The 22,311-nt window shown below is 69.0% G+C and carries 19 protein-coding genes; 13 read left to right on the top strand and 6 right to left on the bottom strand.

Annotated elements, in window-relative coordinates; genetic code table 11:
* Positions 1-17 precede the first annotated feature (17 nt).
* The 11 genes from LHU95_RS06145 (at position 18) to LHU95_RS06095 (ending at position 13,723) form a co-directional block, all read left to right on the top strand.
* Positions 18-1,481, top strand: a complete 1,464-nt coding sequence (locus LHU95_RS06145; protein ID WP_248710492.1) for an alpha/beta hydrolase — start codon at positions 18-20, stop codon at positions 1,479-1,481.
* Between the two features lie 231 nt (positions 1,482-1,712).
* A complete protein-coding gene (locus tag LHU95_RS06140) occupies positions 1,713-2,789 on the top strand; it encodes an efflux RND transporter periplasmic adaptor subunit (RefSeq protein ID WP_248710491.1) in 1,077 nt (358 codons plus the stop codon).
* A complete protein-coding gene (locus LHU95_RS06135; protein ID WP_248710490.1) occupies positions 2,786-5,842 on the top strand; it encodes an efflux RND transporter permease subunit in 3,057 nt (1,018 codons plus the stop codon). Before LHU95_RS06140 ends, LHU95_RS06135 begins: the two co-directional genes overlap by 4 nt.
* Before the next feature lie 2 nt (positions 5,843-5,844).
* On the top strand, positions 5,845-6,300 hold the full coding sequence (locus LHU95_RS06130) for a Na+/H+ antiporter subunit E (protein WP_248710489.1): 456 nt from the start codon (positions 5,845-5,847) through the stop codon (positions 6,298-6,300).
* A 144-nt stretch (positions 6,301-6,444) separates the two neighbouring features.
* Complete coding sequence (locus LHU95_RS06125; RefSeq protein ID WP_248710488.1) at positions 6,445-6,708, top strand: MrpF/PhaF family protein; 264 nt, start codon at positions 6,445-6,447, stop codon at positions 6,706-6,708.
* Entirely contained in the window at positions 6,705-6,998 is a 294-nt protein-coding gene (locus LHU95_RS06120; RefSeq protein WP_248710487.1) for a monovalent cation/H(+) antiporter subunit G, read from the top strand. The genes LHU95_RS06125 and LHU95_RS06120 overlap by 4 nt, the downstream gene beginning before the upstream one ends.
* Complete coding sequence (locus LHU95_RS06115) at positions 6,995-7,942, top strand: hydrogenase subunit MbhD domain-containing protein (RefSeq protein ID WP_248710486.1); 948 nt, start codon at positions 6,995-6,997, stop codon at positions 7,940-7,942. The genes LHU95_RS06120 and LHU95_RS06115 overlap by 4 nt, the downstream gene beginning before the upstream one ends.
* On the top strand, positions 7,939-8,232 hold the full coding sequence (locus tag LHU95_RS06110; protein WP_248710485.1) for an NADH-quinone oxidoreductase subunit K: 294 nt from the start codon (positions 7,939-7,941) through the stop codon (positions 8,230-8,232). The genes LHU95_RS06115 and LHU95_RS06110 overlap by 4 nt, the downstream gene beginning before the upstream one ends.
* 33 nt (positions 8,233-8,265) lie before the next feature.
* Complete coding sequence (locus tag LHU95_RS06105; RefSeq protein ID WP_248710484.1) at positions 8,266-9,741, top strand: proton-conducting transporter membrane subunit; 1,476 nt, start codon at positions 8,266-8,268, stop codon at positions 9,739-9,741.
* The gene (locus LHU95_RS06100; protein ID WP_248710483.1) at positions 9,738-11,357 is read left to right on the top strand and encodes a proton-conducting transporter membrane subunit; all 1,620 of its coding nucleotides are present in this window, start codon (positions 9,738-9,740) and stop codon (positions 11,355-11,357) included. The genes LHU95_RS06105 and LHU95_RS06100 overlap by 4 nt, the downstream gene beginning before the upstream one ends.
* A complete protein-coding gene (locus tag LHU95_RS06095; RefSeq protein WP_248710482.1) occupies positions 11,354-13,723 on the top strand; it encodes an AsmA family protein in 2,370 nt (789 codons plus the stop codon). The genes LHU95_RS06100 and LHU95_RS06095 overlap by 4 nt, the downstream gene beginning before the upstream one ends.
* A 40-nt stretch (positions 13,724-13,763) precedes the next feature.
* On the opposite strand, the gene glsA is transcribed toward LHU95_RS06095, so the two are convergent.
* The gene (gene glsA / locus LHU95_RS06090; RefSeq protein ID WP_248710481.1) at positions 13,764-14,768 is read right to left on the bottom strand and encodes a glutaminase A; all 1,005 of its coding nucleotides are present in this window, start codon (positions 14,766-14,768) and stop codon (positions 13,764-13,766) included.
* 150 nt (positions 14,769-14,918) lie between these two features.
* Here glsA and LHU95_RS06085 point away from each other — a divergent pair, with 150 nt between their 5' ends.
* Positions 14,919-16,007, top strand: coding sequence for an AraC family transcriptional regulator (locus LHU95_RS06085; protein ID WP_248710480.1), 1,089 nt, complete (start codon positions 14,919-14,921; stop codon positions 16,005-16,007).
* On the opposite strand, the gene serS is transcribed toward LHU95_RS06085, so the two are convergent.
* From serS to LHU95_RS06065, 4 genes are all read right to left on the bottom strand, one after another.
* Positions 15,994-17,253, bottom strand: coding sequence for a serine--tRNA ligase (gene serS / locus LHU95_RS06080; protein WP_248710479.1), 1,260 nt, complete (start codon positions 17,251-17,253; stop codon positions 15,994-15,996). The genes LHU95_RS06085 and serS overlap by 14 nt on opposite strands.
* A 158-nt stretch (positions 17,254-17,411) precedes the next feature.
* On the bottom strand, positions 17,412-18,164 hold the full coding sequence (tatC, locus tag LHU95_RS06075) for a twin-arginine translocase subunit TatC (protein WP_248711510.1): 753 nt from the start codon (positions 18,162-18,164) through the stop codon (positions 17,412-17,414).
* A 52-nt stretch (positions 18,165-18,216) separates the two neighbouring features.
* On the bottom strand, positions 18,217-18,861 hold the full coding sequence (gene tatB, locus LHU95_RS06070; protein WP_248710478.1) for a Sec-independent protein translocase protein TatB: 645 nt from the start codon (positions 18,859-18,861) through the stop codon (positions 18,217-18,219).
* Positions 18,862-18,933: 72 nt separating this feature from the next.
* Entirely contained in the window at positions 18,934-20,034 is a 1,101-nt protein-coding gene (locus tag LHU95_RS06065; protein ID WP_248710477.1) for an ABC transporter ATP-binding protein, read from the bottom strand.
* A 203-nt stretch (positions 20,035-20,237) separates the two neighbouring features.
* Here LHU95_RS06065 and LHU95_RS06060 point away from each other — a divergent pair, with 203 nt between their 5' ends.
* A complete protein-coding gene (locus LHU95_RS06060; protein WP_248710476.1) occupies positions 20,238-20,999 on the top strand; it encodes a sulfotransferase domain-containing protein in 762 nt (253 codons plus the stop codon).
* A gap of 43 nt (positions 21,000-21,042) precedes the next feature.
* On the opposite strand, the gene LHU95_RS06055 is transcribed toward LHU95_RS06060, so the two are convergent.
* Entirely contained in the window at positions 21,043-22,242 is a 1,200-nt protein-coding gene (locus tag LHU95_RS06055) for a glycosyltransferase (protein ID WP_248710475.1), read from the bottom strand.
* Positions 22,243-22,311 lie beyond the last annotated feature (69 nt).

The following is a 22,311-nucleotide window of genomic DNA, read 5'->3' as shown; positions in this document are numbered from 1 at the left end:
GTGTGACAGATTCTGCCATGCACGGGATCGCAAGCTGGCTGTGGCGATGGACGCGGCGACTGGCCTATGCGCTGGTCGCCGTGCTTCTCGTTGTCATCGTGGTGCGCATGGTGGACAGCCAGACCGGCCCGGCGCTGGAACTCTGGCACACGCAAATCCCCGATGACCTGCGGGCCGAGCAGATCAACCGGCTCGACTGGGCCGGCTACCTCGCCGCGGAGCAGCGGATTTTCGACCAGGTCCGGCGCGAGGTCACGACGCAGCTGCCACTCGAACAGCGCACACTGGAAAACAGGTTCTTCGCGGGCAGCCCCATCCATCCGCCCGGTTTTGCGCAGGATTGGAACCGCTCCTTTGTGCTGGAGCCGGAGGGCAGCCCGCGCGGCGCGGTGGTGCTGGTCCATGGGCTGACCGATGCGCCCTACAGCCTGCGCCACGTGGCGGAGCTTTACCGCGCTGCGGGCTTCGTGGCGCTGGGTTTGCGCGTGCCGGGCCACGGCACCGTGCCCGCCGGGCTGACCGTGGCCGCGTGGGAGGATTGGACCGCGGCGACCCGCCTTGCCCTGCGTGAGGCGCGGCGGCGGGCCGGCCCCACGGCGCCCGTGCATATCGTGGGCTACTCCAATGGCGGCGCGCTGGCCCTCAAACACGCCATGGACGCGGTCGAAGACCCCAGCCTGGTGCAGCCGGCCCGGGTGGTCGTGATCTCACCCATGGTGGGCGTTTCGGGTTTCGCGCGCTTTGCGGGCCTCGCCTCCTTGCCGGCCATGCTGCCGCGCTTCGCCAAGGCGGCCTGGCTTTCCATCCTGCCCGAGTTCAACCCCTTCAAATACAATTCCTTTCCCGTGAATGCCGCGGTCCAGTCCTTCCGGCTGACGCAGCAGGTGCAGGGCCAGGCGCGCCGGCTTTCCCGCGCCGGGAGGCTGGAAGGCATGGCGCCGGTGCTGGCCTTCCAGTCGCTGATGGATTTCACCGTCAGCACGCAGGCGCTGGTGAATGATTTCTTCGCGCTGCTGCCCGCCAATGGCAGCGAACTTGTCATCTTCGACCGCAATCGCGGCACCAAGCTGAGCTTCCTGCTGCGGCCCGCCTTTGATCCGGCGGTGGAGCGCATCGTGCCCGATCCGCCGCGCAACTGGCGCCTCACCGTCATCACCAACCGCGACGATACCAGCACCGAGGTGGTGGCCCGCGTGACCCCGGCCGGCGCGACGCAGGAGGAGGTGGTGCCGCTCGGCCTGCAGTATCCGCGCGATGTCTATTCCCTCTCGCATATTGCCCTGCCCTTTCCCGTCACGGATTCGCTCTACGGGCTGAGCCCGGAGGCGGAAGCGGAATTCGGCGTGAGCCTCGGCGCCACGGCGATCCGGGGGGAAACCGGCGTGCTGGTCATGGCACTCGATTCGCTGGTGCGGATCTCCTGGAACCCCTTCTTCCCCTACATGGCCGGCCGCATCGGCCAGGTGCTGCCGCCCCGCTAACGCGGCGGTTTTGGGACGTTCGGCGCAGCCTTGGGATGCAGGGCTGATCCGGCTGACGGGGGCCGATGCGAATGAAACTGACGCTGCGATTGCCTGCCGGCAGATGATGTTTCCGTGGCGGGTTTGCCGCTGCCATGCCACATCAGGCATATGGGCGGGGAGTGGCCGCCTTGAACTGATCAGAGGATATCCATGCCATCCATCCCGCTGCCGATCCGCCCTGATCAGGCTGTGCGATCCCGGCCCCTGGCGCTTCCGGCCCTCCTGCTGCCAGCCTTCCTGCTGTTGGCCGGCTGCGATGATGGCGCGCCCCCGCCCGCGCCGGAAATCCGCCCTGTCCGCGTGATCGCGGCCGAACGCAGCGCGGGTGGCGATGTGGTAACATTGACCGGCACGGTGCAGGCCGAGACGCAGGTGAACCTCGCCTTCCGGATTGATGGCCGCATGATCGAGCGCCTGGTGAATGTGGGCGATGCGGTGCGCGCGGGCCAGGTCATCGCGCGCCTTGCGCGGGAAAATGAGGAGAACGGCCTGCGCGCCGCCCGCGCCCAGGTCACCGCCGCCCGCGGCCAGCTGCGCGAGGCCGAGAACAACTACTGGCGCCAGGGGCAATTGCTGCGCGAGGGCTTCACGACCCGCGTCCGCTACGATCAGGCGGCGCAGCAGCTCCAGACCATCCGTGCGGCCGTGGATGCGGCCGAGGCGCAGGTGAGCATCGCCGAAACGCGGCTGGGCTACACGGAGCTTGTCTCCGATGTCAGCGGCAGCGTGACCCAGCGCGGTGCCGAGCCGGGCGAAGTGGTGCAGCCCGGGCGCATGATCGTCCGCATTGCCCGCACCGAGGGGCGGGACGCCGTGTTTGACGTGCCGGCCCAGGTGAAGGACCAGGCGCCGGCCAATCCGCTGATCGCGGTGAATGTCACGGGCCAGCCGCAGATCCGCGCCCAGGGCCGCGTGCGTGAGGTCTCGCCCCAGGCGGATGCCGTCACCGGCACCTTCCAGGTGCGCGTCGGCCTTGCCGAGCCGCCGCCCGAAATGCGCCTGGGCTCCACCGTGACGGGCCAGATGCAGCTGGGCACGACGCCCGGCATCACCATCCCGGCCTCCGCCCTCACCCGCGCCGAGCGCCAGCCCGCCGTATGGGTGGTGGACCCGGCGAGCGAGACGGTCTCGCTCCGCCCGGTCGAGCTGGTGCGGCATGATCCGGGCCATGTCGTGATCGGCCAGGGGCTGCAGCCGGGCGAGATCATCGTGACCGCCGGCGTGCAGACGCTGCGCCCCGGCCAGAAGGTGCGGCTGCTCCGATGATCGGCCCGAACCTCTCCGAATGGGCGATCAACAAGCGGTCGCTCATCATCTATTTCATGATCGTGGCGCTGATCGCGGGCGGCTTCGCCTTCTTCAAGCTCGGCCGCAACGAGGATCCGGCCTTCACCTTCCGCACCATGATCGTCTCGGCCGTCTGGCCGGGGGCGACCATCGAGGAGACGCTGCTCCAGGTGACGGAACGCCTGGAACGCACGCTGCAGGAAACCCCCAACCTGGACCGGCTGCGCAGCTACACCGTGCCCGGCCAGACCACCATCTTCGTGGACCTCAAGGGCGCCACACCCGCCACCGTGGTGCCCGACATGTGGTACCAGGTGCGAAGGCGGGTGGCCGATATGCGCCACACCCTTCCCGGCGGTGTGGCCGGCCCCTTCTTCAATGATGATTTCGGCGACACCTTCGGCATCATCTACGGCTTCACCGCCGATGGCTTCACGCCCCGCGAATTGCGCGACTATGTCGAGGATGCGCGCTCCCGCCTGCTGCTGGTGCCCGATGTCTCCAAGGTGGAACTCCTGGGTGCCCAGGATGAGCGCGTCTTCATCGAATTCTCGACCGAGCGGCTGGCCGGCCTCGGGCTGAACTATGGCGCCATCCTGCAGGCCTTGCAGGCGCAGAATGTCGTCCGCCCCTCCGGCATGATCGAGACGGGTGAGGAGCGCCTGGCCGTCCGCGTCTCCGGCGCCTTCGAGAGCGAGCAGGATCTGCTCGCGGTGAATTTCGTGATCGGCGAGCGGGTGTTTCGCCTGACCGACATCGCCACCATCCGGCGCGGCTTCGCCGACCCGCCGCAACCCATGTTCCGGGTGAATGGCGTGCCCGCCATCGGCGTCGCCATCGCCATGCGGGAGGCGGGGGATATCCTCGGCCTCGGCCGGAACGTGCAGGCCGCCATCGCCGAAATCCGCGCAAACCTGCCCATCGGCATCGAGGCCCTGCTGGTGGCTGACCAGGCGGTGACGGTGGATGAAGCCATCGGCGATTTCATGGAAAGCCTGTGGCAGGCCATCGTCATCATCATGGTGGCGAGCTTCCTGGCCCTCGGCGTGCGGGCGGGCTCGGTCGTGGCACTCTCAATCCCGCTGACGCTGGCCATCGTCTTTCCCATCATGTCGCTCTTTGGCATTGACCTGCAGCGCATCTCGCTCGGCGCATTGATCATCGCACTCACGCTCCTGGTGGATGACGCGATGACGACGATTGACGCGATGATCCGCAGGTTGGCCGCCGGCGACAGCAAGCGCGATGCGGCAACCTTCGCCTACAAGGCGCTGGCGGCACCCATGCTGATCGGCACGCTCGTCACCATCGCGGGGTTCCTGCCGATCGGCTTCGCGAAATCCTCAGCGGGCGAATACACCTTCACCATTTTCGCGGTGGTGGGAATTGCGCTGATCGTCTCCTGGTTCGTGGCGGTGCTCTTTGCCCCCTTGCTTGGCATGGCGATCCTCAAGGCGCCGGCAGGTGCGGGCGCCAATGCCGAACCGGAACAGCCGGGCCGCGTGCTGCGCGCCTATACCGGGCTGCTGACGCTGGCCATGCGCGCGCGCTGGGTCACCATCGCCATCACGCTTGGCATCTTCGCGGTCTCGATCTTCGCGATGCAATTTGTCCCACGGCAATTCTTCCCCTCCTCCGACCGGACGGAATTGCTGGTGGACATCACCCTGCCGCAGAGCGCCTCCGTTTTCGCGAGCGAGGCCGCGACCACGCGGCTGGAGGCGGTGCTGGCGCAGGACCCCGATGTGGAGCGCTGGAGCAGCTATATCGGCCGCGGTGCCATCCGCTTCTATTTGCCGCTGAACGCCCAGCTCGCCCTGCCCTTCTTCTCGCAGCTGGTGGTGGTGGCCAAGGACCTGCCGGGGCGCGAGCGGCTGCAATTGCGGCTGGAACGGCTGATGGCCGAGCAATTCCCCGATGCGGTCTCGCGCGTGTATCCGCTGGAACTCGGCCCCCCCGTGGGCTGGCCGCTGCAATACCGGGTGAATGGTCCCGAGATCGAGAAGGTGCGCGAGATCGCGCAGGATGTGGCCCGCATCATGGCCGAGGCGCGTGGCTCGCGGCATGTGCATTTCGACTGGATGGAACCGGCACGGCAATTGCGCGTGGTGGTGGACCAGGATGAGGCACGCCGCCTCGGCCTCAGCTCCGCAGGCGTTGCCGCCGTGCTGAACGCGGCTGTCACCGGCACCACCATCACCCAGCTGCGCGACGACATCTATCTCATTAATGTCGTGGCGCGGGCGACGGGCGAGGAGCGGCTCTCGCTCGCCACCCTGCGCTCCATCCAGATCCCGCTGCCGGGTGGGCGCACCGTGCCGCTCAGCCAGCTTGCGAGCTTCGAATATGCGCAGGAATTCCCGATGGTCTGGCGGCGGGACCGCGTGCCAACACTGACCATCCGCGCCGATGTCACCGCCGGCACCCTGCCGGATTCGGTGGTGGCCATCATGCAGCCGCGGATTGACGCGCTGAACGCCACACTCCCCCGCCCCTATCGCGTGGATCTTGGCGGCATCGCGGAGGAGAGCGCGCTCTCCCAGGCCTCGGTGCTGGCGGTGGTGCCGGTGATGCTGGCGGTGATGCTGACGCTGATGATGTTCCAGCTGGTCTCCTTCAGGCGCTTGTTCCTGGTGGTGGCGCTGCTGCCACTCGGCATCATCGGCGTGGTGCTGGCCTTGCTGGCCTCCGGGCGGCCGCTTGGGTTCGTCGCCATCCTGGGCATCCTCGCGCTGCTGGGGATGATCGCGAAGAACGCCATCATCCTCATCATCTCGATCGAGGATGAACGCGCCGGCGGGGCCTCCGTCTGGGAGGCGGTGGTGCGGGCCGCCTCCTCACGCCTCCGGCCCATGATGCTGACCGCCATTTCCACGGTCTTCGGGCTGATCCCCATCGCGCCCACGGTGTTCTGGGGGCCGATGGCCTTCGCCATCATGGGGGGCCTGATGGTGGCGACGCTGCTGACGCTGGTGTTCCTGCCCACGCTCTACGTCACGGTGTTTGGCGGCCGGCCGCCGGCACGAGGCTGAGCATGGAGCGCGCGGCCCGCTTCGCGCTGTTCCTGGGCCTGTGGCTGATCCTGGCCGGGGGCCCGGCGGGGCTGCCCTTCGGGCTGCTGGCGGCGGCGCTCGCCACTTGGGCCAGCACGCGGCTGATGCCGGGACGGATGGCCCTGGCCGACCCGCTGGCGGCATTTCGCCTGGCGGGCCGCAGCGGCTGGCAGGCGCTGCTGGCCGGGACCGATATCGCCCGCCGCGCCTTTGATCCCCGCCTGCCCCTGCAGCCCGGCCTGGTCATCCATGCCAGCGCCCTGCCCGAGGGTCCGGCGCGTGATGGCTTCACGGCACTCGCCAGCCTCGCCCCCGGCGCGCTGCCGGCCGGCACGGATGCGGCGGGTGCGTTGGTGGTGCATGCGCTGGATACGCGCCTGCCCGTGGCGCGGGATCTGGCCGCGACGGAGGCGCTGTATGTGCGGGCGGGGGGCTAAGGGCTTGGGTGGGTTTCGAGGGGCGCTGCCCCTCGAGCACCCCGGCAAGAACCTCAGGTTCTTGCATCTCCGGACACCGATGAAGGTGCAGAAGACCTTCGGTTTCCGCCGGGGGCGAGGGGTAAATCGCCTCGAAAGCCGCCGATGACGGAAGCGCTGTTGCTGGCCGCCGGCCTTATCCTTTTGGCCGCGCTGGCCGGCCTCTATCGCGCCCTGCGCGGCCCGGGCGCGGCGGACCGGATGATGGCCGCGCAATTGCTCTGCTCGGGCTGCATCGCGGCACTTCTGCTGGTCGCGGTGGCCACCGGGATGGCCGGCGTCGTGGATGTGGCCCTGGTGCTGGCGCTGCTCGGCGCCTTCGCCTCGGTCGCCTTCGTGCTCGCGGCGCGCGGGCTGGGCGAGCGATGAGCCTGTTCCTGGCCCTGTTCAGCGGCATCACCATCGCGGTCGGCGTGGTGTTTTTCATCGCCGGCACCGTGGCGCTGCTGCGCTTCCCCGATCCGCTCAGCCGGCTGCATGCGCTGACCAAGGCGGATAGCCTGGGCCTGGGGTTGATCGTGCTTGGCCTGCTGCCCTGGGCCGGCGGCTGGCTTGCCGCGCTCAAGCTCATCCTGGTTTGGCTGCTGGTCCTGCTGGCCGGCGCCACGGCGACGCAGATGATCGCTGAGCGCATCCGGCGCTCCGGGCCGCCGCAGTGAGCCTGGTGCTGGATCTGTGCCTCGCGCTGGCGGTGATCGGCGTTGCCGTCTGGACGCTCGCGGTGCGGGGCAATTTCCCGGCGGTGATCGGCTTCGTGGCCTACGGGCTGCTGCTCGCCCTGGTCTGGGTGCGGCTGGGCGCGGTGGATGTGGCGCTGACCGAGGCCGCCCTGGGGGCGGGTGCGACGGGCGTGATCCTGCTCTTTGCCGTGGTGCGGCTGCGTGGCGGCAAGGCGGAGATTGATGCGGCCACGCCCAGCGGTCCGCAACGCATCGCGGCGGGGCTGCTCTGCGCTGTGGTCGGCATCGGCCTGGCCGCGGCGGTGGTGACCCTGCCTGAGCCCGCGCCCAGCCTCGCGGCCGAGGCAGCACGCCATTTGCCGGCACTTGGCGTTGCCAATCCCATCACCGGCGTGCTGATGGCCTATCGCGGGCTGGATACGCTGCTGGAGGCGGTGGTGCTGGTCTTTGCCGTGCTCGCCATCTGGACCATGGCGCCGGATCGGCGCTGGGGCGGCGTGCCGGGGCCGGTGTTTCCGGTGCAGTCCAGTGGACCGCTCTCCCTGCTCGCGCGGGTGCTGCCGCCGATCGGCATTGTCGTCGGCATCTATGTCGCCTGGGTCGGTGCGGATGCGCCGGGCGGCAAGTTCCAGGGCGGCACCATCCTGGCGGCGATGGGGATTTTGGCCTGGGTGGCTGGGCTCTGGCGGCTGCCGCCCACCAGCGCGCGCGGACTGCGCTGGGCGGTGGTGGCAGGGCCGCTGGCCTTCATCGGCGTGGGGCTGCTGGGCTTCGTGATCGCCGACGGATTCCTGGCTTACCCGCCCAGCTTGGCGAAGCCCTTGATCCTGCTGATCGAGGGCGCGATGACGCTCTCCGTCGCAGCCGCCCTCATCCTCATGGTGGCCGGGCCGCCAGAGGGCGGCGGGAGGCGCGCGCCATGATCTTCGGCCTGACCGGATCGGCGCTGGTGGCCCTGGGGCTCTACGGCCTGGTGACGCAGCCGGCGCTGCTGCGCAAGATCCTGGCCTTCAACCTGCTGGGCGGCGGGGTGTTCCTGCTGTTCGGCGTGATGGCGCGGCGCGGCGCGGTGGTGGACCCGGTGCCGCAGGCGCTGGTCATCACCGGGCTGGTGGTGGCTTTCGCGGCGACAGCCTTGGCCTTGGTGCTGGTGCTTCGGCTGTTCCAGATCACCGGCGCCGCGACCATCGCCGAAGACGAGGCGCCGCCCTGATGGAAGTCACGCACTGATGGAAGCCACGCACTGATGGAAGCCACGGCGGGCGGATTTCTGCTGGTGCTGCTGGTGGTGGTTCCGGTCACCGGGCTGCTGCTGGGCTTCGCGCTGGGCGGCCGCGCGCCGGAGCGGATCGCGCTCTGGCTCATGCCGGTGGGCCTCGCCATGGCGTTGGTGCTGCTGGCGGGCGTGCTGCATGCCAAGGCGCCCGTGGTGGCCTTTGTGGGGGGCTGGGCGCCGCCCCTGGGGCTAGCCTTGCGCGCCGATGGGCTGGCTGCCGCCATGCTGCTGACCACGGCGCTGATCATCGGCGCCATCGCCTATTTCGCCCGGGCGGATTACCGCACGCCGCTCCATGCCCCCGAAGCCCGTGCCTCGCTGGCCTTCTGGTGCTTCCTGCTGGCGCTCTGGGCCGCCCTGAACGCGGCCTTCCTGGGCGGTGACCTGTTCAACCTGTTCGTGGCGCTGGAAATGCTCACCTTCGGCGCCCTGGCGCTGGCCTGCCTCGATGGCAAGGCCACGCAGTTCAAGGCGGAGTTGCGCTATCTTTTGTTCGCGCTGATCGGCTCGGTGCTGTATCTGCTCGGCACGGCGCTGCTCTATGGCGCCTATGGCACGCTGGACATCCTGCTGCTGGCGCGCGCCGCGCGGGCCGATGCAGCCACCATCGTCGCGGCATCGCTGATGACCGTCGGGCTGCTGGGCAAGATGGCGCTGTTTCCGCTGCATCTCTGGCTGCCGGCCGCGCATGCGGGGGCGCCGCCGGCCGCCAGTGCGCTGCTCTCGGGCCTGGTGGTCAAGGCCTCCTATGTGCTGCTGCTGCGGCTGTGGTTCTGGGTGATGCCGGCCGCGCTGCTGCTGGCCGTGGCGCCCATCCTGGCGCTGCTGGGGGCGGCGGCGATCCTCTTCGGCAGCCTGGTGGCGCTTCGCCAGGCGCGGCTGAAGCTGCTGGTGGCGTATTCCACCGTCGCGCAGATCGGCTATCTGTTCCTGATGTTCCCGCTGGTGGCGGGCAGCGCAGGCGAGATCGCCGAGCGCGCCTGGACCGGCGGCGCCTTGCAGGCCATCAGCCATGCCTTCGCCAAGGCGGCGATGTTCCTGGCCGCCGGCGTCATCGCCCGCGCCATGGGGCATGACCGCATCGCGGAATTGCAGGGGGCGGCGCGGATCGCCCCCCTGTCCGTCCTGGCCTTCGGGCTGGCCGGCCTCTCGCTGATGGGCATCCCGCCAAGCGGCGGCTTCACCGCGAAATGGCTCCTGTTGCAGGCCGCGCTGGACTCCGGCCAATGGTGGTGGGCGCTGGTGATCGTGGCGGGCGGCCTGCTCACCGGCGGCTATGTGTTCCGCGTGCTGAGCGCCGCGATGCGGGCGCGCGCCGCGCCAATCTTCCCCATGGTGCCGGTGGATCTCGCGCAGGAGCGTGTGGCCCTGGGCCTGGCCGTGATTTCGGTGCTGCTGGGCCTGCTGCCGCTCGGCGCCTTCGGCCTGGTGCTGATCGGCCGATGATGCCCGCCCTCGCCCATTTTCTGCTGCTGGCGACGATCCTCGTCCCGCTCGGCCTGCTGGTGAGCGAGGTGACGCCGCGCGGGCGGGCGCGGCTGCCCGGGCTGCTTGTCTGGGCGCCCTTGCCCGGCCTCGCCGCCGCGCTGCTGGCGTTGGGGCAGCCGCCGCTGGTGATCTACGCGGACTGGCTGCAACTGACGCTCAGGCTGGATGCGCCCGCGGCGGTCCTGCTTGGCGTGGCCGCATTGCTCTGGTCTGCCGCGGGGGCCTACGCGAAGGCCTATCTGGGCCAGAAGCCGGAGGCCGCGCGTTTCGCCGGCTGGTGGCTGCTGACCCTGGCGGGAAGCCTTGGCGTCTTCGTCGCGGGGGACCTTGTCACCTTCTACTTCAGCTTTGCCCTCGTCAGCCTCGCCGCCTACGGGCTGGTGGTGCATGACGCAACCGACCGCGCGCGCCGCGCCGGAGCGATCTACCTGGCCCTCGCCGTGTTGGGCGAGGTGTTTCTTCTCTTTGCCTTCGCGCTCCTCACCGTGCATATCCCGGGCCAGAGCTTGGCCATCAGCGACGCCGTGGCGGCCCTTCCCGGCTCGCCCGTGCGGGATGTCACGATCCTGCTGCTGCTGCTGGGCTTCGGGCTGAAAGCGGGGCTGGCACCGCTGCATGTCTGGCTGCCGCTCGCGCATCCTGCCGCCCCCATGCCGGCCTCGGCCGTGCTCAGCGGGGCCATCATCAAGGCGGGCATCATCGGCCTGATCCGCTTCCTGCCCTTCGAGGGTGGCATCGCCGGCTGGGGCGAGACGCTGGGCGTGCTCGGCTTCCTCACGGCTTTCTACGGCGTGGCGTTGGGCATCACGCAGCAAAACCCCAAGACCATCCTGGCCTATTCCAGCGTCAGCCAGATGGGCGTGGTGATGGCAGCACTCGGCTTCGGCCTGGCGGCAGGCGACGGGACCGCGTCGATGAGCGGCGCCTTCTATGCGTCACATCATGTCCTGGCCAAGGGCGCGCTGTTTCTGGGCGTGGGTGTGGCCTATGCTACCGGTGGCCGCCGGCTCTGGTGGGTGATGGGGCCGGTGCTGCTCCTGGTGTTCAGCTTCGGCGGCCTGCCTTTCACGGGCGGCGCCCTGGCCAAGGAAGCGACGAAGGGTCAATTGGGCGCGGGGTTGCTGGGCTGGCTGGCGGCCTTCTCCGCCGCAGGGACCACCATGCTGATGCTGCATTTCGCCGGAAGGCTCCGCCTGGGCATGGCCTCCGCCCCGGAGGCGCGCGCGGCAGCCGGGTTGATCCTGCCCTGGGCCGTCATGACCGCGGCCGCCCTGACCCTGCCCTGGGTGCTGGCCCCCGCCGGCATGAGCGACAAGTTCTGGCCGGCCCTTTGGCCTGTGCTGCTGGGCATCGGCCTGGCCCTGGCCCTGCGCCGCTGGGGCAGCCTTCTGCCACGCCCGCCCGAGGGCGATCTGCTGGTCTTTGCCGAGCGCGGCGCGAGCCGCCTGGCCCCGCCGCTGACCGAGCGCGCCAGCCGGATCGAGGCGGTGTTGCGCGCCTGGCCCAGCGCGGGCCTGGCGCTGCTGGGCATTGCCGTCCTCCTTGGCCTCGTCATGGCGGGTGCCGCGCCATGAAGCGCTTCCTCTTTTGGGGCCTGGGGGGCTTGCTGCTCCTGCTGCTGGCCGCGCCGCTGCTGTTCCAGGCCGCGCTGGAGCGCGGCGCGCTGACGGCCCAGCTTGATGCCGCACTGGAGCGAGCGACGGGGCGCGCGGTGACACTGGGCCGCATCACCCTCTCCCTCAGCCTGCCGCCGCACATCACCGTGCTGGATGCCCGCATCGCCAATGTCCCAGGCGGGGCGCAGCCGAATTTCGCGCGCGTCGGGCGGCTGGAGGTGAAGCTCGCCCTGCGCGCCCTGTTGCGCGGCGAGATCGAAGTCCGGGACCTTGTTCTCGCCAATGCCGAACTCTGGCTCGAACGCGATGCCGATGGCCTGCCCAACTGGGTCTTCAGCGCGAGTACGGAGGGCGGCTCCGGCGGCGGCTTGGCGCTGGACGCGCTGCGCATCGAGACCTCGCGCATCCATCTGCCCGATGGCCTGCCCAGCCCGCTCGGCATCCAGGCGCTGGATTTCCGCCGCCTGCCCGATGGGCGAACGCTGCAATTCCAGGGCCGTGTCCGTCTGGGCGAGGAAGCGATGCAGCTGGACAGCCGCATCGGCCTGCTCTCCGAGCCACGCTCCCCCCTCAACGCGACCATCACGGGCGAGGGCTTTCGCCTCACGGCCGAGGGCCAGGTCGCGCGGCGCCTCAGTGATGCGGGCTGGGGGTTGGCGCTCTCGGCGCAGGTCGCCTCGCCGGCGCGGCTGATGGCGCTGCTGGGCAGCGGTGCGAACCTGCCCAGCCTTGGCCCGCTGACCGGCACGGCGCAGCTTGGCCCTGGCGGGCGCCTCACGGACATCACCATCCGCAGCGGCGCTTCGGAGCCATCGCGCGGGCTGCGCATCGCCAACGCCGCCCTCAGTGCGGCCGCACTGGACCAGCCGATGCATTTTACGGCCGAGGGGGAGCGCGGCGGGCAGCGCGCCTCGCTCGCCCTCACCTTGCCTTCGCCTCGCGTGGCCTTTGCGCCGAGCGGGCCCATGCCCGTATCGGCGCGGCTCTCGGCCGGTGCGGCGCGCCTGACCGCGACGGGGCACTTCACCTGGACCAATCCCCTGGGCGCGGCCCCCTTCGAGGTGACGCTGACGGCCCCAACCCTGGCCCCGCTTGGGCCGCTGCTGGGGCTGGATTTGCCGGCGCTGCATCAGGTGGAGGCACGGGGGCGGCTGTCCCGCACGGGGCCGGCTGCGCTGCGCTGGGCCAATGCCCGGCTCACCGCCACCGGCATCGCGGCGACAGGCGCGCTGGAGATTGGCTGGGCGGCGCGGCCGAGGCTGAGCGGGCAGCTGCAATTCACGCAGCTGGACCTGGATGCGCTGCTGCCTTCCGGCCCGGCGGCGCCGCGGGCCGGGGGTCGCATCATCCCCGATCTCGCCTTGCCGGTCGCGCCGCTGCGCGGCTTCGATGCCACGCTCGACCTCGGCGCCGAGCGCATGGTCGCCATGGGCCTGACCTGGCGCGCCCTGCGGACCCAGGCAACGCTGGCGGCCGGGCGGCTGCAGCTGGCTGGTTTTTCCGTGACCACGCCCGGCGGGCCGATCAGCGGGCGCATCGGCTGGGATGTGGCCAGCGAACCGCCGAGCGCCAGTCTTACACTGCGGTCCGGCGGGCATGGGCTCGATTTTGCGGCGATCCGGCGGGAGCTGGGGGCCGGCATCGGCGTGCAGGGGCCGGTCGAGGTGGCGCTGGACCTGCGTGCGCGCGGCGTCACCACCCGGGCGCTGGCGGCCAGCCTCAGCGGTTCGGGGGGCCTTGCCATGGTCGAGGGGCGCCTCTCGCGCACGGGCATGCTGCGCATCGGGCCGGATCTGACCCGCGTGCTGCTGATGGGCCGTGCGCCGCCCGAGGGAGTGGAGATTCGCTGCTTCGCCCTCAGCCTGACCGGCCAGGAAGGCCTCCTGCAGAGCGAGGCATTGCTGCTGGAAAGCTCGGCCGGGCGCATCACCGGCACGCTGGCCATCAACCTGCGGAACGAAACCCTGGCGGCACAGCTGCGGCCTGATTTGCGCGTGCTGGGTGCCACGATGCGCGCACCGGTCGGCATTGGCGGCACCCTGGCGGCGCCGCGCGTGGGGGTGGAGCCCGGGCAGGCGCTGGCCCAGGTGGTCGGCGATACGGTCGCCAACCGGCTCTGGCGCAGCAGCACCGTGGAATGGCTCCGCCGGGGCGAGGGCGATGCGGATTGCGCCGCGCAGCTGCGCCAGGCGCGCCTCGGCCAGGCCGGCCGTGAGCCGGCCCAGCCAACCGCCACCATCATCCCGCTGGTGCCGCGCGAATTGCAGGCCCCCGTGCAGGAGGTGTTCCGCGGCCTGGGCGGGCTGCTGGGCGGGCGGCGCTGAGGCGGCTCGCCACCGGCCCCAACGCCGGTGCGGCGATGCGCTACCCGACCGGCCGTGACGCAAAGAGGTTGAGGCCCAGCCGCTCGGACAGGAACTTCGTCGCCAATTGGCCGCGCACGCTGTTGCCCGCGGCATCCAACGGCGGCGAGAAGACGCCAAGCCCGCCCTTGCCCGGCGCGATGGTGACAATGCCCCCCGCCACGCCGCTTTTGCCTGGCAGCCCCACCTCATAGAGCCAGTCGCCGGATTCCTCGTAGAGCCCGGCGGTGGCCAGCACGGCCAGCACGCGCTGGCAGCGATCGGCATCCACCACACGCTCCCGCGTGACGGGGTTCACGCCACCATCGGCCAGGGTGGCGCCCATCACCGCCATGTCGCGCGCGGTGACGCTCAGGGCGCATTGGCGGGTGTAGAGTTCGGTCGCTTCATCGGGGTCGGAATACATCCGGCCATAGCCATGCAGCAGGCGGGCGATGCCCTGGTTGCGCTGGTTCGTCGCGGCTTCGGAGGCATGGACGTCCTCATCCATCTGCAGTTCCCGCCCGGCGAAGCGGGAAAGCCCATCGCGGATGAAGACCCATTTCGCCGCCAGATCGGCGCCCGGCACCAGGCTGGTGGTGGCGATGGCGCCGGCATTCACCATCGGGTTCATGGTGCGGTCCTGGTTCAGCTCGATCGCCATGACCGAGTTGAAGGGCAGGCCGGTCGCGTTCACGCCGATCTTTTCGCGCGCGATGCCGCCGCCCAACGCCTGGCAGACAAGGGCAAAGACGAAAGGCTTGGACATGCTCTGGATGGAGAAAGCGTGGTCGGCATCGCCCACGGCGAAGGTTCGCCCATCCACGCCGGCAATGCACAGGCCGAACAGGCCGGGGGCGGTCTGCGCCAGGGCCGGGATATAGTCGGCAACGCGGCCTTCCGTGACACTGCCAAAACGCTCCCACGCCTCGCGCACCAGCGCGCGAACGGCCTCGGGCGGCGGCAATTGCCCGGTCGAGACAGGCATTTGGCTGGCGGCTTCCGCCGCGTGCAGGCGCTGATCCATGCGGTTCCCCAGGGTCTTCCCGCCCCTTTCTAGCGGGATCGACGTGGCCGTGCATGGGCCAGGAATCCCACGCCCATGGCTTTGCACATCTTGCGCCCCTGGAAGGAAGCAGATGCGGCAATACGGGTTTTCGGGTAGCCTGCGGTGGCCATGCAATCCGACCCCCCCGGAGCTTCAACGCGCTCCACCGATGCGCCGGAGAAGCCGCCGGCATCTGTCGGGTTCTCAACCGCCGCCTTGCCGGTCGCGCAGCAATTCGATGCCTGGCGCGACCATTGCAGCTCCGTGGTGGAAATCACCGAGGCGCTGGGGCCGGAGCCCGGCTATCGAGCCGGCTTCCGCATGTGGTCCTTCGGGCATTTCGCGCTCAGTGCGGTGCAGGCCCCACCGACCCGGTTCCGCCGCACGCCCCGGCAGATCCGCCGCGATTCCCTCGATCATTGGGTCATCCACATCGCGCGGAAGGGCCACCATACGCTCCAGGCCGGCGATGCCGACATGCGGGTGCCGCCCGGCCAGCCGCATATCTTCTCGCTCGATCAGGTGATGGAAGGCCAGCGCTCCGAGGTGGATTGGCTGTGCCTCTTCGTGGCGCGGGATGCCTTCCCCAAGCTCGGCGCCGCGCTGGATGCCCGGCGCGAGGCCCCGTTGCAGGGCCCCATGGCGGGGCTGCTCGGCAGCTATATCGAAGCCCTGGCCGAGAGCCTGCCCGGCATGGCCTCGGCTGATCTGCCGCATGCCGCGGAGGCGACGCGCGCCGTGGTGGCCGCCTGCCTCGCCGCCGGCGCGCCGCCCTGCGACCCCCAGCTGGCCGGCGCGCGGCTGGGGCGGGTGCGGCAGATCATCCGCGGCCAACTCGCCTCGGCCCGGCTCGACCCTGAGCGACTTTGCCGCCTGGCCGGCATGTCCCGCTCGCAGCTGTACCGGTTGTTCGAGCCGTATGGCGGCGTGGCCCGCTTCATCCAGAGCGAGCGCCTGGGTGCTGCGCACCGCGCCCTGGCCGATGCCGAAGACCGCCGCGACGTGCTGCGCATCGCCGAGGCAGTGGGCTTCTATGACCCCTCCGCCTTCAGCCGGGCCTTCCGGCGCGAATTCGGCTACTCGCCGACCACGCTGCGGATGAACGCCGCCACGGGATGGGTCACGGCTTCCCCCGGCACGGCGCAACACGCGGCAGCCGGCGACTTTGCCGGCGCGCTGCGGCGCCTCTCCTTCGGAATGCCGGCTAGCGGCGGATGATGTCCGTGCCCATCCAGGGCCGCAGCACCTCCGGCACGAGGATGCTGCCATCCGCCTGCTGGTGGGTTTCCATCACCGCGATCAAGGCACGGCCAACCGCGACGCCCGAACCGTTGAGCGTGTGCAGGAAGACCATGTCCTTGCCGCGCTTGAAGCGCGATTTCATCCGCCGCGCCTGGAAATCACGACAATTGGAGCAGGAGGAAATCTCCCGCCAGGCCTTCTGGCCAGGCAGCCAGACTTCGAGGTCATAGGTCCGCGCGGAACCAAAGCCGGTATCGCCCGCGCAGAGAAACATCCGCCGCCAGCTCAGGCCGAGCGCGGTCAGCACCGCTTCGGCGCAGCCGGTCATGCGCTCATGCTCGGCCGCACTCTCCTCGGGGCGCGTGACGGAAACCATCTCGACCTTGGAGAATTGGTGCTGGCGCAGCATGCCGCGCGTGTCACGCCCCGCGCTACCCGCCTCGCTGCGGAAACAGGGGGTGAGCGCGGTGTACCGCAGCGGCTCCAGCGGCTCGGGGATGACCTGGTCGGCCACCAGGTTGGTCAGCGGCACCTCGGCCGTCGGGATCAGGTAGTGATCGCCCGCCTTGAAGAGGTCTTCCTCGAATTTCGGCAATTGGCTCGTGCCGTAGAGCGCGGCAGCATTCACCAGCAAGGGCGGGTTCACCTCGGTATAGCCATGCGTATCGGTGTGCAGGCCCAGCATCCATTGGCCGAGTGCCCGTTCCAGCCGGGCCAGCGCGCCTTTCAGCACCACGAAGCGGCTGCCGGAGAGCCGCGTCGCGGTGGCGAAATCCATCAGGCCGAGCGCTTCGCCGAGTTCGAAATGCTGCCTCGCCTCGAAATTCGGGATGCGCGCCTCGCCATGCTGGTGCATCACGACATTGGCGGTTTCGTCCCGGCCTTCGGGAACATCGGCATCCAGGATATTGGGCAGGGTTTCGAGGCCGGCATTCAGCTCCGCCTCACGGATCGCGGGCAGGTTGGAGGCGGCGCGTTCCTGGATCGCCGCGACCTCGGCCTTCAAACGCTCGGCCTCGGCCGCGTCGCCGCGCTTCATGGCGGCGCCGATATCGCGGCTCAACTCGTTGCGGCGGGTCTGCGCTGCCTCCGTCCCGCGGATCGCCTCGCGCCGGGCATCGTCCAGCGCCAGCAGCATGGCCGATTGGGCGGGTAGCCCCCGCCGGGCCATCGCCGCGTCAAACGCCGCCGGATCGGCGCGCACCGCCCTGATGTCATGCATGGAACTGGCCGATCACGAAAGCTTGGGAAGACCGCGCAGGAATGCGCCAACCGGATGATGGCTGGACGACGTGCCATCCGCGCGGTTCGTCGCAGCCGATTGCGCATTGGTGACGGGGGCCGGGGCCCCGCGCCGCGCATCACGATACACCGGCTGCATCAGGCCTTCTCCTCCTCCGGCGGCTTGGGCGTGGTCCAGGCCGCGAACAGGATCGAGATCTCGTAGAGCAGGATCAGCGGCACCGCCAAACCCACCTGGCTGATCACATCCGGCGGCGTGATCACGGCGGCGACGACGAACATGCCGACGATGGCATAGCGCCGCCCCTTGCGCAGGCTCTGCACATTCAGGATGCCGACCTTGCAGAGCAGCACCAGCCCGACCGGCATCTGGAAGGCAATGCCAAAGGCCAGGATCATGTGCATGACGAGCGAGAGATACTCGCTGACCTTGGCTTCCAGCTGGATCGGTACGGTGCCGGCCCCGGCCGGCGTCTCGAAGCTGATGAAGAAATGCCAGGCCAGCGGGAAGATGAAGTAATAGGCCAGCGCGGCACCCAGCAGGAACAGGAAGGGCGAGGCGACGAGGAAGGGCATGATCGTCCGCTTCTCGGAGCGGTACAGTCCCGGCGCGATGAACAGCCACAGCTGCGTCGCCCAGATCGGGAAGGAGAAGAAGATGGCGCCGAAGAAGGCCACCTTCAGATAGGTGAAAAAGGCCTCATACAGCGCGGTGAAGATCATCCGCCGGTCGCCACCGCCCTGCTCGAACAGGACATTCGCGAGCGGCTGCGCCAGGAAGCCATAGATATTCGTGCTGAAATAATAGCAGACGGCGAAGGCGATGAAGAACGCGCCGACCGACCACAGGAGCCGCTGGCGCAACTCCATCAGATGCTCGATCAGCGGCATCGGCTTGTCGTTGATGGGATCTTCGTCTTGCGCGGTGTTGGACAAGGCGGCCTCAGACGATCTTGGCCGCGGCCGGGGCCGCGGGCGCGTGATTTGCAGGCTCGGGTGTCGTGGACGCGGGAGGGGCCGGCGCCTGGGCTTCGGATATGACAGGCTCGGCAGGCACACCAGGCACGGCCGCCACGGGCGGCGGCGCGACATTCACGGGCGCTGGCGTCGAGGGCGGAACAAAGGAGGGCATGTCCGGCGCCGGCGGCGTCGGCAGAGGATCGGGCGCCTTGTAGGGCGCCATGGTCTGCGGCGGGATCATCGCGGGCGCGTCGGGCGTATCGCGCGCGGTGGGCGGCGGGGTCCAGGCCGGCGTGCTGCTGCCCCCAGTGTTGCCCAGGGGGTTGTCGGAGAAGGTCTTGGTCAGCGTGCCATCGCCATCCACGGCCTTGGTGATCTCGCCCTTCAGGTCGAAATTGCGGATCTCGTTGAGCGCGCCCTTCACATCGGCAATCTGGTTGCGGACGTCGTCGAGCTTGGCCTCGCGCACCAATTCATCGGCCTGCTGCTGGAAGCTGGCCAGCTTGCGCTTGCCGGTCTTGATGAGGTCCGCGATTCCGCGAATGGCGCCGGGCAGGTCCTTGGGCCCGATCACCACCAGCGCCACAACGGCGATCAACAAAATCTCGGACCAGGCGAGGTCGAGCATCCCATCCCCAATACGGTTTCAGCGGCCCTGGATACCAGCAGGCCGGCTTGCCGCCAATGCGGCCCCTGCAATCTAGGCGTTCACCTGCTCACTTGCACCCTGTGAGCCACCCTGGACGCCCCCCTGGGCCCGCAAAAATGCAAAGGCGCGGCCCGGATCGAGCGTCACCCCCACCATCTGCCCGCGCACCAGGGTCGCTCCGGGCGGCAGCCGCGCGTGGAGATGCAGCACACCGCCCTCGCCATCCGCGACGGCCATGTGGACCAGGGTGGTGGCGCCGAGCAGGCGGCAGGCCTCGACCTCGGCCGGGGTGGTGCCCTCGGTCCCGGCGGGCAGGACGCGCAGCCCCTCGGGGCGGAGCAGCAATTCCGCGGCACTCCCCTCCGGCAGGCCACCGGCCGGGGCCTGGCCGATGACGCTGACGGCGCAGCCCTCCCGAATCCGGGCGGGCAGCCGGTTCACCTCGCCCAGGAAGGTGGCGACGAAGGGGTCCGCCGGCTGGAGATAGAGCTGCTCCGGTGTGCCCAGCTGCACCAATTGCCCTTCCCGCATCAGGGCGATGCGGTCGGCCATGAACATCGCTTCCTCGGCGTCATGCGTGACGATCAGGGCGGGGATCCCCGCCTCCTGCAGCACATGCAGCGTGTCATCGCGCACCTGTTCGCGCAGCCGGGCATCCAGGCTGGCGAAGGCCTCATCCAGCAGCAGCACCTGTGGCCGCGGCGCCAGCGCCCGGGCCAGGGCGACACGCTGCTGCTGCCCGCCCGAAAGCTGGTGCGGCCAGGCGCTGGCAAAGGCTTCGAGCCCGACACGGGCCAATGCCTCGGCCACGCGCCAGACGCGATCGCCCTTGGGGGTGCCGCGCAATCCGAAGGCCACGTTTTCCTGCACGGTCAGATGCGGGAACAGCGCGTAATCCTGGAACACGAACCCGACATGGCGCTGCTCGGGCGGGACTTCCTGGCCAGGTTCGGCCAGAACCCGGCCATCGAGCTCGATGCGGCCCTGCTGCAAGTGCTCAAGCCCGGCCACGAGGCGCAGCAGCGTGGTCTTGCCATCCCCGGAGGGGCCAAGCAGGCAGACGATCTCGCCCTTTGCCACGGCGATGGTGATGCCGCGCAGCACTTCACGCTCGCCATAGCGGTGGCGGATATCGGAGAGAATGAGGCTCATGCCGCTTTGTGGGGTGGCACAGCGGCTCTGTCCATCGCGTCATGGAACACGTAATCTCGCAAAGACTTCGCATGCCGGCGGGGGGAACCCGCCATCGTGGCCGCAAGCCCGGCCTGGATGTTCAGCCCCGGGCGAAAACGCGCCCGGCATGAGAGCAGATGTGGCAGCCGCCGCGAGTTTCGATCAGGCACGTGATATTGGACATGGCTAGAAGCGTCATTTTTCTCTCCACCCCGACCAGTGCGACGGGGTCACAGCTGCGCGCCATCAACGCAATCGCACGGCGTCAATACCGCCGTGAGAAATGGCTTGAGACGTTTCACGAGAACCGTCGCCTGAAAGACCTCATGCACGAATCTCCGCCTGAGCATGACGCACTGATCCTCCATAATACTCCACAGTATTTCAACCACAACATGAATTTTGCCAATTATCGCTTCATACTGAATGCGCGGGACCCAAGAGATTTGATCTGCAATCAATTCCATTGGCAATTCAGCCATCCAAACCATCATGAAACAGCGGAAGAAAAGCAGCGACGCCACGAACTCGCCGCCAAGGAGGGCATCGACGCCTTCGCCCTGCGCTATGATAACCGCCAGATGCTCAAGGGTTTTTTTGAAGCCGCCCGTCGCATTGCACCACCTGATCGCATCTTCACCGGCTACGCCATGTATTGCCTGCATTTTGACGAGGTGATCGCGCGGATTTCGGAATTTCTGGGCGTGGCGCCCTCGGATTGGGGGCGCAAGCAGCGCCAGGCCATCGCGCGGGAAAACGCCGGGGGAGCGACCGCCAATCCGAATTGGGTCGGGCATCCCCTGAGTGGCGCGGACACGGCCCCCGGGCGGCACAAGGTCGAATTGCAGCCGGAGACGATCCGGGTGCTCAACAAGCGCTACGCCTGGTTCCTGGACTTCCTCCGCCGCATGGATGATCCCAGGGTCGCCCACACCTACGATTGACCTTGGCGATTGAACCTGACCCGCGCGCGGGGCGCTTTTTACCTCAGGCCGGCAAGGAGACGGCCGGCTCGGGTTGCATCCTGCCCGCCGCGACGGCATCCAGCATGGCGATTTGCTGCGGCAGGCAGACCCGCGCCAGGTCGTAATGCGCCAGCACATGCTGCCGCGCGGCTGCCTTGATGGGGACCTGGCTCTCGGGATCGGCCAGCATGCCGGCCAGTTTTTCGGCCATCGCCGCGTGGTCGAAGAAATCCACCAGCCGGCCATTCACGCCATCCTCGATGACCTCCAGCACCGGCGGCGTTGCCGAGCCCAGGATGGCGGCCCCACATGCCATGGCATCCAACATGGACCATGACAGGACAAAGGGGTAGGTCAGATAGAGATGCACGCGGGTCAACCGAAAAAGGCTGAGCAATTGCCCATAGGGCACCCGCCCCACGAAGTGCACGCGTGAGAGGTCGATCTTCCCCTCCATCTCCCGCAGCATCACCTCCCGCCAGCTTCCGCCCTCGGCCGGCGGGCGGCCGTAGGAGACGCCGTCGCTGCCCACGACCACAACCTGCAGCTGGGGCCGGAGCCGTTGCAAGGCGGGCAGCGCGCGCATGAATTGCGGGAAGCCGCGATACGGCTCCAGGTTGCGCGCGACATAGGTCACCACCTCATCCTCGCGCGTCAGCAGGCGGCCATCCGGCAGGCGGTATTCCGCCACCCCCCCGGGTGTCGCGATGGCGGTATCAATGCCCTCATGGATCACCGAGATGCGGCTGCGCGCCCATTCCGGATAGCGGGACCATTGCCAGCGCGTCGGTGAAACGCCCCAGTCGGCGGCTTCGAGCTGGATGAGCTGGATGGTGTTCTGCACCCGTGTCCGCGCCGCCTCATCGAGGCTGACGGCAACGCCAGGCGGATCAAAGCCGATATCGCCACCCTTGGACTGGAAGAAATACTCCCAGTAGAAAATCATCTTGGCGTCTGGAAAGACGTCGCGCAGGAAAAGCCCCTCGCCCCAGCCGGGATGCGCGCAGATCAGGTCGGGGCGGAAGCCCTTGTCGCGCAGTTGCAGCGCCGCACGGGCGGCGGCCTGACCATGCCTGATATGGCCCTCGGTGCGCACCAGATAGGGGTGGGGCGTGGTCTTGCCGGGCTCGGGCGGTTTGTAGCGCAGCTGGGTGATGCCGGGGATGATCGGCGTTTCATTCTGCCCGAGTGCCACGACGCTAGTGCCCTTTCGGGCCGCCATGGCGCTGGCCAAGTGGCGATACTGCCCCGGGAAGTTCTGATGGAGAAACAGGATCTGCATTGGCAGCGG

This window comes from Sediminicoccus sp. KRV36, assembly GCF_023243115.1.
Lineage (GTDB): Bacteria > Pseudomonadota > Alphaproteobacteria > Acetobacterales > Acetobacteraceae > Roseococcus.
Note: the sequence above shows the minus strand (reverse complement) of the source record. Positions and strands in the feature narration are given on the sequence as shown.

Bases quoted from the DNA above. Each gene is read 5' to 3' on its own strand.
- LHU95_RS06145 (WP_248710492.1), top strand. From the start codon at position 18: ATGCACGGGATCGCAAGCTGGCTGTGGCGATGGACGCGGCGACTGGCC.
- LHU95_RS06135 (WP_248710490.1), top strand. From the start codon at position 2,786: ATGATCGGCCCGAACCTCTCCGAATGGGCGATCAACAAGCGGTCGCTC.
- LHU95_RS06130 (WP_248710489.1), top strand. From the start codon at position 5,845: ATGGAGCGCGCGGCCCGCTTCGCGCTGTTCCTGGGCCTGTGGCTGATC.
- LHU95_RS06125 (WP_248710488.1), top strand. From the start codon at position 6,445: ATGACGGAAGCGCTGTTGCTGGCCGCCGGCCTTATCCTTTTGGCCGCG.
- LHU95_RS06120 (WP_248710487.1), top strand. From the start codon at position 6,705: ATGAGCCTGTTCCTGGCCCTGTTCAGCGGCATCACCATCGCGGTCGGC.
- LHU95_RS06110 (WP_248710485.1), top strand. From the start codon at position 7,939: ATGATCTTCGGCCTGACCGGATCGGCGCTGGTGGCCCTGGGGCTCTAC.
- LHU95_RS06105 (WP_248710484.1), top strand. From the start codon at position 8,266: ATGGAAGCCACGGCGGGCGGATTTCTGCTGGTGCTGCTGGTGGTGGTT.
- LHU95_RS06100 (WP_248710483.1), top strand. From the start codon at position 9,738: ATGATGCCCGCCCTCGCCCATTTTCTGCTGCTGGCGACGATCCTCGTC.
- LHU95_RS06095 (WP_248710482.1), top strand. From the start codon at position 11,354: ATGAAGCGCTTCCTCTTTTGGGGCCTGGGGGGCTTGCTGCTCCTGCTG.
- glsA (WP_248710481.1), bottom strand. From the start codon at position 14,768: ATGGATCAGCGCCTGCACGCGGCGGAAGCCGCCAGCCAAATGCCTGTC.
- LHU95_RS06085 (WP_248710480.1), top strand. From the start codon at position 14,919: ATGCAATCCGACCCCCCCGGAGCTTCAACGCGCTCCACCGATGCGCCG.
- serS (WP_248710479.1), bottom strand. From the start codon at position 17,253: ATGCATGACATCAGGGCGGTGCGCGCCGATCCGGCGGCGTTTGACGCG.
- tatC (WP_248711510.1), bottom strand. From the start codon at position 18,164: ATGCCGCTGATCGAGCATCTGATGGAGTTGCGCCAGCGGCTCCTGTGG.
- tatB (WP_248710478.1), bottom strand. From the start codon at position 18,861: ATGCTCGACCTCGCCTGGTCCGAGATTTTGTTGATCGCCGTTGTGGCG.
- LHU95_RS06065 (WP_248710477.1), bottom strand. From the start codon at position 20,034: ATGAGCCTCATTCTCTCCGATATCCGCCACCGCTATGGCGAGCGTGAA.
- LHU95_RS06060 (WP_248710476.1), top strand. From the start codon at position 20,238: ATGGCTAGAAGCGTCATTTTTCTCTCCACCCCGACCAGTGCGACGGGG.
- LHU95_RS06055 (WP_248710475.1), bottom strand. From the start codon at position 22,242: ATGGCGGCCCGAAAGGGCACTAGCGTCGTGGCACTCGGGCAGAATGAA.